This window comes from Pyramidobacter porci (assembly GCF_009695745.1).
GTDB classification, from domain to species: domain Bacteria; phylum Synergistota; class Synergistia; order Synergistales; family Dethiosulfovibrionaceae; genus Pyramidobacter; species Pyramidobacter porci.
In genome coordinates this window covers 75,612-87,722 of sequence record NZ_VUNH01000001.1, presented here as the reverse complement: position 1 = coordinate 87,722, position 12,111 = coordinate 75,612, and the positions used below count along the sequence as shown (strand labels likewise).

The 12,111-nt window shown below is 58.5% G+C and carries 14 protein-coding genes and 1 riboswitch; of the genes, 6 read left to right on the top strand and 8 right to left on the bottom strand.

The window, feature by feature from the left end; all coding sequences use genetic code 11:
• Positions 1–33 precede the first annotated feature (33 nt).
• Positions 34–420 (bottom strand): (deoxy)nucleoside triphosphate pyrophosphohydrolase, encoded by a 387-nt coding sequence (locus tag FYJ74_RS00425; RefSeq protein ID WP_154527666.1) that lies wholly within the window; start codon positions 418–420, stop codon positions 34–36.
• 217 nt (positions 421–637) lie between these two features.
• Here FYJ74_RS00425 and FYJ74_RS00420 point away from each other — a divergent pair, with 217 nt between their 5' ends.
• The 3 genes from FYJ74_RS00420 (at position 638) to FYJ74_RS00410 (ending at position 3,325) form a co-directional block, all read left to right on the top strand.
• Positions 638–1,129, top strand: coding sequence for a YchJ family protein (locus FYJ74_RS00420; RefSeq protein WP_154527665.1), 492 nt, complete (start codon positions 638–640; stop codon positions 1,127–1,129).
• A gap of 8 nt (positions 1,130–1,137) precedes the next feature.
• A complete protein-coding gene (locus FYJ74_RS00415) occupies positions 1,138–2,655 on the top strand; it encodes a DUF1846 domain-containing protein (protein WP_154527664.1) in 1,518 nt (505 codons plus the stop codon).
• Between the two features lie 313 nt (positions 2,656–2,968).
• Complete coding sequence (locus FYJ74_RS00410) at positions 2,969–3,325, top strand: hypothetical protein (RefSeq protein WP_154527663.1); 357 nt, start codon at positions 2,969–2,971, stop codon at positions 3,323–3,325.
• On the opposite strand, the gene FYJ74_RS00405 is transcribed toward FYJ74_RS00410, so the two are convergent.
• Entirely contained in the window at positions 3,322–3,681 is a 360-nt protein-coding gene (locus tag FYJ74_RS00405) for a hypothetical protein (protein WP_154527662.1), read from the bottom strand. The two genes, FYJ74_RS00410 and FYJ74_RS00405, sit on opposite strands and share 4 nt — an antisense overlap.
• On the opposite strand from FYJ74_RS00405, the gene typA reads away from it, so the two are divergent.
• The 3 genes from typA (at position 3,665) to FYJ74_RS00390 (ending at position 6,825) form a co-directional block, all read left to right on the top strand.
• Positions 3,665–5,539: a translational GTPase TypA gene (typA, locus tag FYJ74_RS00400; RefSeq protein WP_154527661.1), complete on the top strand. Its 1,875-nt coding sequence runs from the start codon at positions 3,665–3,667 to the stop codon at positions 5,537–5,539. The two genes, FYJ74_RS00405 and typA, sit on opposite strands and share 17 nt — an antisense overlap.
• Positions 5,540–5,555: 16 nt before the next feature.
• Positions 5,556–6,548 carry an NAD(P)H-dependent glycerol-3-phosphate dehydrogenase gene (locus FYJ74_RS00395; RefSeq protein WP_326830828.1) on the top strand — a complete coding sequence of 331 codons (993 nt, stop codon included), beginning with the start codon at positions 5,556–5,558 and terminating at the stop codon, positions 6,546–6,548.
• Positions 6,549–6,654: 106 nt separating this feature from the next.
• On the top strand, positions 6,655–6,825 hold the full coding sequence (locus tag FYJ74_RS00390) for an indolepyruvate ferredoxin oxidoreductase subunit alpha (RefSeq protein ID WP_154527659.1): 171 nt from the start codon (positions 6,655–6,657) through the stop codon (positions 6,823–6,825).
• Between the two features lie 149 nt (positions 6,826–6,974).
• Here the strand turns inward: FYJ74_RS00390 and FYJ74_RS00385 are convergent, their stop codons facing one another.
• From FYJ74_RS00385 to FYJ74_RS00360, 6 genes are all read right to left on the bottom strand, one after another.
• A complete protein-coding gene (locus FYJ74_RS00385; protein ID WP_154527658.1) occupies positions 6,975–7,364 on the bottom strand; it encodes a hypothetical protein in 390 nt (129 codons plus the stop codon).
• 168 nt (positions 7,365–7,532) lie between these two features.
• Positions 7,533–8,717, bottom strand: a complete 1,185-nt coding sequence (gene metK / locus FYJ74_RS00380; RefSeq protein ID WP_154527657.1) for a methionine adenosyltransferase — start codon at positions 8,715–8,717, stop codon at positions 7,533–7,535.
• Between the two features lie 106 nt (positions 8,718–8,823).
• Positions 8,824–8,942: riboswitch (SAM riboswitch) on the bottom strand.
• Positions 8,943–9,081: 139 nt separating this feature from the next.
• Positions 9,082–9,345: a preprotein translocase subunit YajC gene (yajC, locus tag FYJ74_RS00375; RefSeq protein ID WP_154527656.1), complete on the bottom strand. Its 264-nt coding sequence runs from the start codon at positions 9,343–9,345 to the stop codon at positions 9,082–9,084.
• Positions 9,346–9,360: 15 nt separating this feature from the next.
• Positions 9,361–10,545: a M20 metallopeptidase family protein gene (locus tag FYJ74_RS00370; RefSeq protein ID WP_154527655.1), complete on the bottom strand. Its 1,185-nt coding sequence runs from the start codon at positions 10,543–10,545 to the stop codon at positions 9,361–9,363.
• A 123-nt stretch (positions 10,546–10,668) separates the two neighbouring features.
• Positions 10,669–11,325 carry a hypothetical protein gene (locus tag FYJ74_RS00365; protein ID WP_154527654.1) on the bottom strand — a complete coding sequence of 219 codons (657 nt, stop codon included), beginning with the start codon at positions 11,323–11,325 and terminating at the stop codon, positions 10,669–10,671.
• Between the two features lie 27 nt (positions 11,326–11,352).
• Positions 11,353–12,072: a DUF5058 family protein gene (locus FYJ74_RS00360; RefSeq protein ID WP_154527653.1), complete on the bottom strand. Its 720-nt coding sequence runs from the start codon at positions 12,070–12,072 to the stop codon at positions 11,353–11,355.
• Positions 12,073–12,111 lie beyond the last annotated feature (39 nt).

Below are 12,111 nucleotides of genomic sequence, written 5' to 3'. Positions count from 1 at the left end.
CGCCGCAAATTCCCCGCTTTCGTCGTAATCATGCTATCGTCCCGCCGCCAGGTGGCGAACGATCCCTTCGTCGGCCGGGCAGAAGTCGAAATCCAACAGCCGCTCCGGCGCGACCCAGCATATTTTCTGATGCACGTTCATCGCCGCCGTTCCGCTCTGAATCCGGGCCTTGAAAAAATTGAAATGGATCGTCCCGTCCGGATAAGCGTAGCTCAGATCGGCATAAAGCCCGTCCAGCTCGAGGCAGATGCCCAGCTCTTCGCGGCATTCGCGAATCAGACATTCTTCCATGGATTCCCCGGGCTCGCGCTTGCCGCCGGGAAATTCCCAACGATCGGCGCAGTTTCCGCCGCCCTGCCGCTGGCAAATCAAAATTTTCCCTTTATCGTCGCAGATAATGGCAGCCGCCACGTCGATCATGGCATCATTCCTCGCTTTCTCACGGTGGGTTTTCCGCCGTTATTTTTATTGTAACAGTCCTCCCGGATTGCGCAAGGCAGCTCTGCCGATTTATGCGCGGTCGAGTTCGCAGCCCACGTCTTTCGCTGAAGAAGTGCTATAATGAGACAATGTTCAGCCGGAGCAGACTTTTGCCTCCTCCGGCCAATCTTCTGCATTTTCTGAAAGGAGCTCCATCATGTCCCTTTGCCCTTGTGGTTCGAACCGTGAATTGGAAGAATGCTGCCGCCTCATCATCAAAGGCAGCCGCCGTGCCCAAACTGCCGTAGAACTGATGAAGGCCCGCTACGTGGCCTACACGACCGGCGACGTCGACTTTATCATTTCCAGCCATGATCCGGAAACACGGGAGAACGTCAGCAAGGAAGCGACCGAAGAATGGTCACGTTCGGCGCGCTGGCTCGGCATAGAGATCCTCAGCACGATCGGCGGCGGTCCGGACGATGACGACGGCGTCGTCGAATTCGTGGCCAGCTTCGAACTTGAGGGCAAAAAAATAAACCACCACGAGAAATCGTACTTCAAGAAGATCAACGGGAACTGGTTCTTCGTGGACGGTCAGATCGTCCCCGAAACGTACGTCCGTTCGGCCCCGAAAGTGGGACGAAACGATCCTTGCCCCTGCGGAAGCGGAAAGAAATACAAGTTCTGCTGCGGCAAAAATCGTTAGGTCTTTCCATGGCTTCTCAAATCGGCTTCGACAACGAAAAATACCTGAAGGAGCAAACCGCGGCCATCGCGGAACGGGTCGGGCACAACGGGCAAAAGCTTTACCTCGAGTTCGGCGGCAAGCTTATTTTCGACTATCACGCGGCGCGCTGCCTTCCCGGCTTCGATCCCAACGTGAAGATGCGCCTGCTGGAGAGTTTCCGCGACGAGGCGGAAGTCATCATCTGCCTCTACTCGGGAGACGTCGAGCGCAAAAAGATCCGCGCCGACTTCGGCACCACGTACGATTCCGAAGTTCTCCGTCTGATCGACGAGTTCACGCAGCGCGGCCTGCGCGTGGCCGGAGTGGTCATCACCCGTTTCGAAGGCCAGCCCACCGTCCAGAATTTTCGCCGACGCCTCGAGAACCGCGGCATCGCCGTTTATACTCACTACGCCACCAAAGGCTACCCCACCGACGTGGACACCATCGTCAGCGAAGACGGGTACGGGCGCAACGACTACATCCCCACTACCAAACCGATCGTCGTGGTTACCGCGCCGGGCCCCGGCAGCGGCAAACTGGCGACGTGCCTTTCGCAGATCTATCACGATTACAAGCGGGGCATCCATTCTGGCTATTCGAAATACGAGAGCTTCCCCGTCTGGAACCTGCCGCTCAAGCATCCGCTGAATCTGGCCTATGAGGCGGCGACCGCCGACCTCGGCGACGTGAATCTGATCGACCATTTTCATCTCGAGACCTACGACCGAAAGACCGTGAATTACAATCGCGATCTGGAAGCCTTCCCCATCCTCCAGCGGATCCTCTGCCGCATTACCGGCGGCGACGCCGGGTACAGGTCGCCCACGGACATGGGCGTCAACCGGATCGCCTGGGGGATCGTCGACGACGGCGCCGTGCGCGAAGCCTCCTGTCAGGAGATCATTCGCCGCTATTTCCGCACCTCCTGCGAGGTCGCGCTCGGGCAGGCGGACAAAAACTGTCTCCAGCGCATCAGTCTGATCATGAAAGAGCTGGATCTTCTGCCCGAATACCGCCGCGTGGTGATTCCGGCGCGGGAAGCTGTCAAAGAAGGCCAGGCGCGCGGCAAAGGCGACGGCGGCATCTTTACCGGAGCGGCCATCGAACTTGCCGACGGCACGATCGTAACGGGAAAGAACTCTCCGCTGCTCCATTCTTCTTCCAGCGCCGTGCTGAACGCAGCCAAAATCCTCGCTCACATTCCCGACGATATCGACTTGCTGCCGCACAACATCCTCCAGTCCCTTTCGTATTTCAAGAAAGAGATTTTCGGCGAGAACAAACTGGCCCTTGACCTTGAGGAAACTCTGCTTGCCCTCAGCATCAGCGCCACTTCCAACCCTGCCGCCGCCGCCGCGGTGGAACAGCTGCGTCATCTGAGGAACCGGGAATGTCACCTCTCGCACATCCCGACGCCTGGCGACGAGAGCGGCTTCCGCAAACTGGGCATGAATCTCACGAGTGATCCGTCTTTTTCGAGCAAAAGTCTTTTCGACGAGTAAAAGCCGACGGCGTGCCGTCGGCTTTTCTTTATGCTAAAATTGACTGAACCGAACAGGAGCTTTCGAGTATCAGGAGGTGATCCTTTTGGCTTTCACGGCACGAAAATCCTTTTTCGCAGCCGGCGTATTTTTCCTCGTCTGCGCGTCATTCTCCGCGGCACTCGCCGTTCCGGACAACAGCGTCACGGCCACAACGATCCCGTCTGTTCCGGCAGCGACGGCTCAGAACCATCATCGCTCTTCTCCGGAGCCTGCGCAGCTTCCTCGCTTTAAGGGGGTCGGCAACGCCCACGGCAAAGTCGAGACGGGATTTGTGCGCGAAGAGACGTCTCACGAATTTCTTGAGGACAAGGATCAGCAGAGCGGGATAAAGTTTTCCCCAGGGATCCAAAAATTTGTCGAGGGCGCCGGCAAGACGATAACGGACCTCGACGAAGCGACTTTGAATGCCGTACAGGCACCGCTCGGCCTTTTGGGAATCGAAGCCGAAAGCGCGAGAATCCGCCCTGCCCACGGCGGCGTCAGCCTGGGGATTTCGATAAAGCTGGATAAAAAGAAAAAGCTCGCGGAGAATAACGACGAAACTGCACCGGCACGCCACGGGAAAAACGAATTCTACGAACTCCTCGCGCCTCAAAACGAAGTTTCCCATTCTCCGTCCGGCTTTTAGAAAAGGAGACCATGCACATGTTCACTTCTGCGATAGCGCCGTTGATCCTTTGTCTCTGTGCCCTGGCATTTTTCTGGCTGGGTTTTTCCTTTCGGCGCGCCGGCCGCCCGGGGAAAGCCGCGTTCGACTTCGTCTGCGGTTTCTCCCTGCTCATCGTGCTTTACTACATCATGACCGAATTTCGCTAAGCCGAGTGACAGAGGAATGCAGAGCATCATCTGCGTTCCTCTGTGATTTTTGCCGGAAGCCCTAACTTGTACTTTAGAGGAATCTGCTGTATTATTTCTTTTTTGAAAGGCATCTTCCAGCAGCGATCCGGCAAAGTTAAGGAGCATTCTTATGTATTCAGTAGACAAAATTCGAAATCTCGCGATCGTGGCTCACATCGACCACGGCAAGACCACGCTGATCGACTCCATTTTCCGCGGCGCCCACACGTTCCGCGAAAACGCCCAGATCGCGGAGCGCGTCATGGACAGCGGCGAACTCGAACGCGAGCGCGGCATCACGATTACGTCCAAACATTGTACCGTCGAATGGAACGGATACCTGATCAACATCATCGACACTCCCGGGCACGCCGATTTTTCCGGCGAGGTAGAGCGCGTCCTTTCGATGGTCGACAGCGTTCTCCTTCTGGTCGACGCCAACGAAGGCCCCATGCCTCAGACGCGTTACGTCCTTTCCCGCGCGCTGGCCATGGGGCTGAAACCGATCGTCGTCGTCAACAAGGTCGATCGTCCGGCGGCGACGCCTTATCAGGCGCTTGAAAAGACTTTCGATCTGTTTCTCGAACTCGGCGCCACGGACGAACAGGCCGATTTTCCCGTGCTTTACGGCTCGGGGCTGGCCGGTTGGCTGGTGCGCGACCTCGAAAAGGATGCCCATGAAGAGATGGACGCCTTGTTCCAGACCATCGTCGACAGGGTTCCGCCGCCTCCCGCCACCGCCGACAAGCCATTCCTCATGCAGGTCAGCACGCTGGCCTGGAACGATTACGTCGGACAGATCGCCTGCGGCCGCGTCGTCGCGGGAACGCTGCATAAAAACGACACGTTCGTTCACAGCCGCACCAAATGGATCGACGAAAACGACCGCAAAAAAGGCTGGGAGACGGTTTCCTCCAATCAGGAGAAAGCCGTTCATCTCTGGGTCACGCGCGGTCTTGAGCGCGTCGAAGTCGACGAAGTTTTCGCCGGCGATATCGTCTGGCTTTCCGGTCCCAAGTCGATCAGCATCGGCGATACGATGGCCTCCGAAGCGCTGAACGGCGAAACGCTCCACCCGCTCGACATCGAAGAGCCGACGGTTTCCATGTTCTTCCTCGTCAACAACAGCCCCTTTGCCGGACGCGACGGCACGCCGCTGACGCTGCGGCAGCTCAAAGCCCGGCTCGAGCGCGAGTGCCAGACGAACGTCGCCTTGAGGGTCGAAGACCTGGGACGCCCCGACGGCCTGAAGGTTTCCGGACGCGGCGAGCTGCAGATGGCCATTCTGGTGGAACAGATGATCCGCGAAGGCTCGGAACTGTGCGTTTCCCGCCCCGAAGTCATCACCAAGACCGACGAGTCGGGGCATCTTCTCGAGCCGATCGAACAGCTGATCGTCGACGTTCCCGAAACGTATCAGGGCGTAGTCATCGAGAAACTGGCGGGGCGCAAGGCCGAAATGGTCAGCATGAACAACCTTTCCACGGGAATCGTCCGCATGGAATTCGACATTCCCACCCGCGGGCTGCTGGGGTACCGCAACACGTTCCTGACGGACACGCGCGGCCTCGGCATCATGTCTTCGCGTTTCCGCGGCTACGACCTGTGGCGCGGCGAAGTCGTCAGCCGCAACCGAGGCTCGATGGTCAGCATGGACACGGGAACTGCGACGAGCTATCAGCTGGAGAACCTTCAGGAGCGCGGGGTGCTCTTCATCAGTCCCGGCACGGAAGTTTACGCCGGCGAAGTGATCGGCGAGCATTCCCGCCCCAATGACATTCCCTGCAATCCCACCAAGAGAAAAGCTCAGACGAACTACCGCTCGTCGACCAAGGAAATGGGGATCCACCTCGACGTTCCCCGCACAGTCATTCTGGATCGGGCGCTGGAGTGGATCGCAGACGATGAGCTCGTGGAGGCCACGCCCAAGGAAGTGCGCATCCGCAAGACGATTCTCGATATGACCGAACGCAAGAAGGCTGAAAAGATCAAGAACGAAATTTGATAAAGGAGCGATTCAGGTGAACAGCAAAGTCACAGTTTGGGGAAACGGCACATGGGGAACTGCGCTGGCGCAGAGCCTTGCCCGCAGCGGTCATGAGGTGTGCCTCTGGTGTTTTGTCGAAGAAGAAGCGCGCGCCATCAACGCAAACGGCTACAATCCTTCTTATCTCCAGGATTTCCAGCTTTCTCCGCTGGTTCATGCCGCACACGCGCTGCAGGAAGCGGCAGAGTTCTCCGATTACTGGCTTTTTGTCACCCCCACGCAGTTCCTGCGCGCGACGCTGGAAAAGCTCGTTCCTTTTTATACGTCACACGTCGAAATCGCCAATGCGGCCAAAGGCGTTGAAATAAGTTCGTTAAAGCTCATAAGCCAGCTGATGGAGGAATTTTTCCCGGGAGCGGCCTACACGGCCCTTTCGGGGCCCAGCCACGCGGAAGAGGTGATACGCAACTTGCCGATGGCGCTCGTTTCCGCTTCGCGGAATCGGGAATCCGCGACGCTGTGGCAAAAGCTCCTCAACAGAGAGACATTCCGCGTTTATACGAATCCTGACGTAACCGGAGTGGAAGTCGGCGGCGCCGTTAAAAACGTCGTCGCCATCGCTTCGGGACTCCTTCACAGTTTGGAGATAGGCGACAACGCCACGGCGGCGATGGTCACGCGCGGTCTTTCGGAGATTACCCGTCTGGGAGTCGCGCTGGGCGGCCGTCCTCAGACTTTTTCCGGCCTCGCCGGCATAGGCGATCTGATGGTCACAGCTTACAGCCGCCACTCGCGCAACTTTCGTCTTGGCGAGATGATCGGCCGCGGAATGACGCTGAACGAGGCCGCAGCCGCACTTGGCCAGGTGGCCGAAGGCGCTTATACCGTGAAGGCCGTCAAGAAACTCTCGGAAAAGTTCTCCGTCGAAATGCCGATCTCTTCCGCAGTCCATGAAGTCCTTTACGGTCGCCTCGATCTTAAAGACGCTTTGCAGAATCTGCTGACTCGCGATCCCAAACCGGAATGACCCCTTTTTAGGCGCACTCCACTTGACACAAAAGCTAACTCTTGCGCATGTCAAAGACTTATTGTAAACTTTGGTCAATGACAAAAAGCGAAGGAGGTGCAATAGAATGGCTGCTAAGGTTAACGTCGACACCTGCGTCGGCTGTGGTGCGTGCGAGGGTGCTTGCCCCGTGGAGGCAATCACTCTTGAGGATGGCAAGTCCAAAATCGATGAGAGCAAGTGCGTGGAGTGCGGTTCCTGCGTCAGCGCTTGCCCCGTTGAAGCAATCTCCCTGTAAGAAATATCGGGCCGTTCCCCAACGAACGGCCTTATTTTTTTGCAAAACGAAAACCACCGGCAGTGCCGGTGGTTTTCGTTTTGCAATCAGAGGAGCCTCTCTCCCCTCCAGCTCGTGCGAGGCGGGAAAAGAGGCTCCGCAGAGATCATCTATTTTTTACCCTTCCGTTTGACAAGAAGAGAGAGCGGCTTCTTCAAGAAAGCCAACTTTAAGGATCCCGTCGTCATATCTTCAACAGGCTGGATCAGCGCGGAATTTTCCTCCGCTTCAAAAGACGCATTGCCGTTTTCCGCCCCCGCGGGCACAAAAAGGCTCAGATTGACGTTGAATCTTCTTCCCACGTCTCCCGCCAGCAAAAACAGCAGCCACGTTCCCGCGTAAAGAAGAACCAGCGAGGAATCCACGAAGATCGCCATGAGACAAAGAATGCCCAGCAGCACACGCAGCGCCAGAGGATTGACCTTTTTCCCCCTCAATTTCGCCAGGCCCAGCACCGCCAGGATTCCCAGCGCCAGACACTCGAACAAGCGTTTGATCATCGATCTCACCTCATTAAAGTTTTTCTCAAACGGCACATGAAAACGTCTTTGCTCCGACCGTAAAAATTATACCAGCATTCAACCCCAAAGAACAACTTTTCCGCATGGCATCTCCAGACCGCAGGCAGGCCCTCGCAAAATTTTGCGAAGGCCTGCCTGCCTTTTCCGTCAGCGTCGCAGAGCGTCGACGCGATCAAGCTTCTCCCAGCGGGGAAGAGGTTCGAGGTCGATACGCCCCATGTGCCCGTAAGCGGCCAAACGGCGATATTGCGGCGTGCGCAGCTCGAGATCGCGGATGATCGCCGCGGGACGAAAATCGAAGTTGGCGCGCATCAGCTCGGTCAGCTGTTCCTCGCTGAGTTGGGAAGTGCCGAACGTCTCCACGTGCACCGAAACGGGGCGAGCCACGCCGATGGCGTAAGCCACCTGGATCTGACAACGCCTGGCCAGCCCGGCCGCGACGACATTCTTGGCCGCGTAGCGAGCCATGTAGGCGCCCGAACGGTCCACCTTGGTCGGGTCTTTGCCGGAGAAAGCGCCGCCGCCGTGAGGCACCATGCCGCCGTACGTGTCGACGATGATCTTGCGTCCCGTCAGTCCCGTGTCGGCCATCGGTCCCCCGAGGACAAAACGTCCCGTAGGATTCACGAGGATGCGAGGATTCTTCATCAATTCTTTGGGCATAACCGGTTCGATGACGTTTCGGATAATCAGGTCGCGCAGTTCCTCCAGCGAAACCATAGGACTGTGCTGCGATGACACCACAATCGTGTCAGCCGCGACGGCAACGCCGTCGCGGTATTCGAGCGTGACCTGGGTCTTGCCGTCGGGACGCAGGCAGTTCAACGTCCCATCCTTGCGCACGGCCGCAAGGCGGCGGGCCAGGCGTTGCGCCAAGGCAAAAGGCATGGGCAGGAATTCCGGCGTCTCGTCGGTCGCGTAGCCGATCATCATGCCTTGATCGCCGGCGCCGACGCGGTCAATCTGGTCGTCGTCCATCTCCGACTCGCGGATCTCCATGGCTTTGTCAACGCCCATGGCGATGTCGCCGGACTGCTCGTCGATCTGGGTGAACACGGCGCAGGTTTCGCCGTCAAAGCCGAATTTGGCGCGGTTATAGCCCACGTCGAGCACGGCTTTGCGGGCGATGCCGGGAATATCTACGTAGGCCTTCGTGGTGATTTCGCCGGCGACGATGATCGCCCCGGTGGCAACCAGCGTTTCGCAGGCTACACGGCTCATCGGGTCCTGCGCGAGAATCGCGTCGAGCACGCCGTCGGAAATCTGATCGGCCAGTTTGTCGGGGTGGCCTTCGGTCACCGATTCCGAAGAAATAAGGATTTTTTCCGCCATTACAGTACCTCCGTTAAAGTGGAATGGTTATGCCGTCACGTGTCTTTCTCGAGATAAAAAAAGAGCCTCTCCACGAGGAGAGACTCACAAGCCGCCGAGTATGCTCCTCTCATCATCCGATCCGGCTCGATCGCAAAAGCCGGTCTCTGGTTTTGGCACCACACTCCCTTACGGGCAGGTTGCCGGGCGTCGTCGGGCCAGTCCCTCAGCCACTCGCGATAAGAGTTTTACCGATTCATTATACACAGCCCCATAAAGTTGTCAACCAAACAAAAGCGTACAAAAGGGAGCTTGCGCCTCCTCGCAAGCTCCCTCTCCTTGTTCCCGACGACGTAGGGCAGTACGCCCCCGGGAGCGTTAAAAATTATTTGCAGACCATCTGCACGGCGCCGCGAAGGATTTCGATGCGGCTGCCGCCCGTTTCAATGACCAGAGTTTCCTCGCCGGCCTCGACTACCGTTCCCTTGACGCCGCCGATGGTCACGACGCGGTCGCCGGATTTCACGCACTGCTGCATCTCGTCGTGCGCGCGCTTCCGTTTCTTTCCCGGGATCAGGATGAAGAGATAATAAAAAACGATCAAGACGCCGACGTAGAGCAGCGTGTAGTACAGGCCTTTGCTTTGCATCGCCGGGCGGCCGTCTTATTTGCCGAGATAATCTTCGACGATGGAAACGAAGACCGCCGAACCTTTCCAGAACACGTCTTCGTCAACGTCGAAATGAGGGTTGTGATGCGGGCCGTCGGTGTGCTTTTCGTGGTTCGACGAGGACAGGAACATGAAAGCGCCGGGACGTTCCCTGAGATAGAACGCGAAATCCTCGCCGCCCATGTTCGGCGCGGGAATGGAGGTGATCACGCCGCTTTCGCCCAGCACTTTGGCCGCGGCGCCGGCCGCCAGTTTCGCCATTTCTTCGTCGTTCACCACGGGGGGCGCGCCCCAGATCATCTCGTACGCGCACTCGGCGCGGTAGGATTTGGCGATGCCTGCGGCGATCTCGCCGATGCGTTTGCCAAGATACTGACGCACGTCTTCTTCGAGCGCACGCGTCGTCCCCTCGATCTCCACCTCGCCGGGAATGGCGTTGTAGGCGATGCCTCCGTGGATCCGGCCGATGGTAACGACCGCCGCCTTGGTGGAAGGCACCTCGCGGGCGACGATCTCCTCCAGAGCCAGCACGATGTTGGACGCGACGACGATCGGGTCAACGCCTTTCTCGGGCGTCGATCCGTGGCAGCCCTTGCCCGTCACGCGCAGTACGAAATGATCGTACGACGCCATGCAGCAGCCGGGCGTTACGATCACCGTCCCCGCGGCGATACTGGGGTCGATGATGGTGCCGATATGCATGCCGAACACGGCGTCGACGTGGGGATTCTCCATCACGCCTTCCTTGAGCATGATCTGGGAGCCGGTGCAGGTCTCTTCGGCCGTCTGGAAGATCAGCTTGACCGTCCCCTTCAGGTCGGCTTTGTTCTCGTTCAGAACTTTGGCGGCGCCGAGAAGCATCGTGATGTGCGTGTCGTGGCCGCAGGCGTGCATCCGCCCCTCGTGCCGGGAAGCGAAGGGCAGCCCCGTCGCTTCCGCGATGGGCAGCCCGTCCATATCGGCGCGCAGGGCCACGACTTTGCCGGACTTGCCGCCTTCGATCAGAGCGACGACTCCGGAATCGAGCGTGTTCCTCTTGTAAGGGATCCCCATCTTGTCAAGTTCCGCGCACAGCAGCGCCTGAGTTTCGGGAAGATCCTCGCCCAGCTCGGGGATCTGATGGAACCGGCGCCTCAGCGCCACGAGATCGTTTTGAAGCGATTGGCATTTCTCCCACATATTCAAGAGCTCCTTTCAGTCCATGACATACACGTGATAAAAGAGAGGGCGAAAGACGGCCCGTCCCCGCCCTGACTCGATACAGAGGTTCGAAATCCACCTTTTTTGGACAGTTTCGGTAAATCAGGCTTTCTTCTCCATCACGTAGAACGCGCGGGCGATGGCGATGCAGCCGAAGACCGCCGCGGGGATGGTAACGTAGGCCGGAGTTTTGGCGAAGTAGATCAGCGCCAGAGGGATGGCGAGGCCGAAAACGGCAATCTTGGGATATTTGATCGCGAAGTTGCCGAAAGTGCCGCCGAAAATCGCGCCGGCCGCGTACTTGACGAAAGCGTCGGAAACGACCTTGGGCAGCGCGGCAACGACGGACGCGCCGATGAACGCGGCCAGGAGGACGGCGATCAGATTGGTGACGATGGAGCCGCAGATACCCAGTGTCGAGACCACTTCGGCCTGAAGCGTGCCGGGTTCGGTGTGCGTGGCGTCGAGGGCCTGCGCCGCGCAGGGCACGCGCATGTTGCCAATGTTGCCGGAAAGGAACACGAGATACGACCCGGAAAGGCCGATCACGGAATAATAGGAAATCGGCTCGACGAAATAGAACGCACCGAAGGACGCGGCCACAAGCCCCCAGGCCTTCAGCACCACGTCGAGGCTGGGCCAGCAGTTATACGCGCTGCACAGCCACAAAACGGGCAAAAAACTCGTGGCCGCGGCGAGAAGATTCGTCGGCGTGCCGATACGGATACAACCTTTTTTCCACTGAGCGTTCAGATCCATAGAAAAAGCCTCCTTCATCCATCCTGGTTACATCATGACGACGTCGTGGATCACGGCGCAGGCCATGCCGAAAAGCATGGCGATGCCGAGCGCGTATTCGGTGAGCTTGGGATGCTTCGGCACGACGCACTTAACCAGGAAGACCATCGCCACAGCTCCGGTCAGCGCGGCGAGCATGTTGCCCGTGCCGCGGCGGATCTCGTTGCTGCACAGATAGCCGAAGACGCCCAGAGAGGCCGCGCCGCCGATCGCGGCCAGCCATTTCGTGTCGCCGCCGCCCATTTTTTCACGGAGTTTTTCCAGATAGGGAGCGAAAAGCCCGCTGACAAGGAGCCAACCGCAGCCGTTCAGGGCCATCGCGAACCAGGTCACGGCCATGACCTGAAGCGTGAAATTCTCCTTGCCCAGGCCGCTGCCGGCCGCTTCGGCCGCCAAAGTGGCCGCCGTCAGCTCGGTGGGGGCCGCGCCGATGATGGACAGGCGCAGCCAGGCCATGGGCGAACCGATCGTCGCCATCAGCCCGACCATGACGATGAAGACGCCGATGGCGGGACCGATCGCCGAGATCAGTCCGACGCGGAACGCCGTCTTGGTGATTTCCGGATTGATCTGCGCTTCGCGGGCCGTCCTCTTGGCCAGACGGGTGAACAGCAGCGACTGGACCAGCGACACCACGACGGTGACGGCGCAGAGAGCCCAGACCATGGGCTGGTTGCCAATTCTCATAACTTCCTGCAAAGACTCCATGAAAACCGTACCTCCTCGAAAATGATCGCCATAAAATGA

Excerpts from the sequence above, each read along its gene's own strand:
- FYJ74_RS00390 (WP_154527659.1), top strand. The coding sequence starts at position 6,655 with ATGGCTGCTAAGGTTAACGTCGACACCTGCGTCGGCTGTGGTGCGTGC.
- FYJ74_RS00385 (WP_154527658.1), bottom strand. The coding sequence starts at position 7,364 with ATGATCAAACGCTTGTTCGAGTGTCTGGCGCTGGGAATCCTGGCGGTG.
- typA (WP_154527661.1), top strand. The coding sequence starts at position 3,665 with ATGTATTCAGTAGACAAAATTCGAAATCTCGCGATCGTGGCTCACATC.
- FYJ74_RS00370 (WP_154527655.1), bottom strand. The coding sequence starts at position 10,545 with ATGTGGGAGAAATGCCAATCGCTTCAAAACGATCTCGTGGCGCTGAGG.
- FYJ74_RS00365 (WP_154527654.1), bottom strand. The coding sequence starts at position 11,325 with ATGGATCTGAACGCTCAGTGGAAAAAAGGTTGTATCCGTATCGGCACG.
- FYJ74_RS00425 (WP_154527666.1), bottom strand. The coding sequence starts at position 420 with ATGATCGACGTGGCGGCTGCCATTATCTGCGACGATAAAGGGAAAATT.
- FYJ74_RS00420 (WP_154527665.1), top strand. The coding sequence starts at position 638 with ATGTCCCTTTGCCCTTGTGGTTCGAACCGTGAATTGGAAGAATGCTGC.
- FYJ74_RS00360 (WP_154527653.1), bottom strand. The coding sequence starts at position 12,072 with ATGGAGTCTTTGCAGGAAGTTATGAGAATTGGCAACCAGCCCATGGTC.
- FYJ74_RS00415 (WP_154527664.1), top strand. The coding sequence starts at position 1,138 with ATGGCTTCTCAAATCGGCTTCGACAACGAAAAATACCTGAAGGAGCAA.
- yajC (WP_154527656.1), bottom strand. The coding sequence starts at position 9,345 with ATGCAAAGCAAAGGCCTGTACTACACGCTGCTCTACGTCGGCGTCTTG.
- metK (WP_154527657.1), bottom strand. The coding sequence starts at position 8,717 with ATGGCGGAAAAAATCCTTATTTCTTCGGAATCGGTGACCGAAGGCCAC.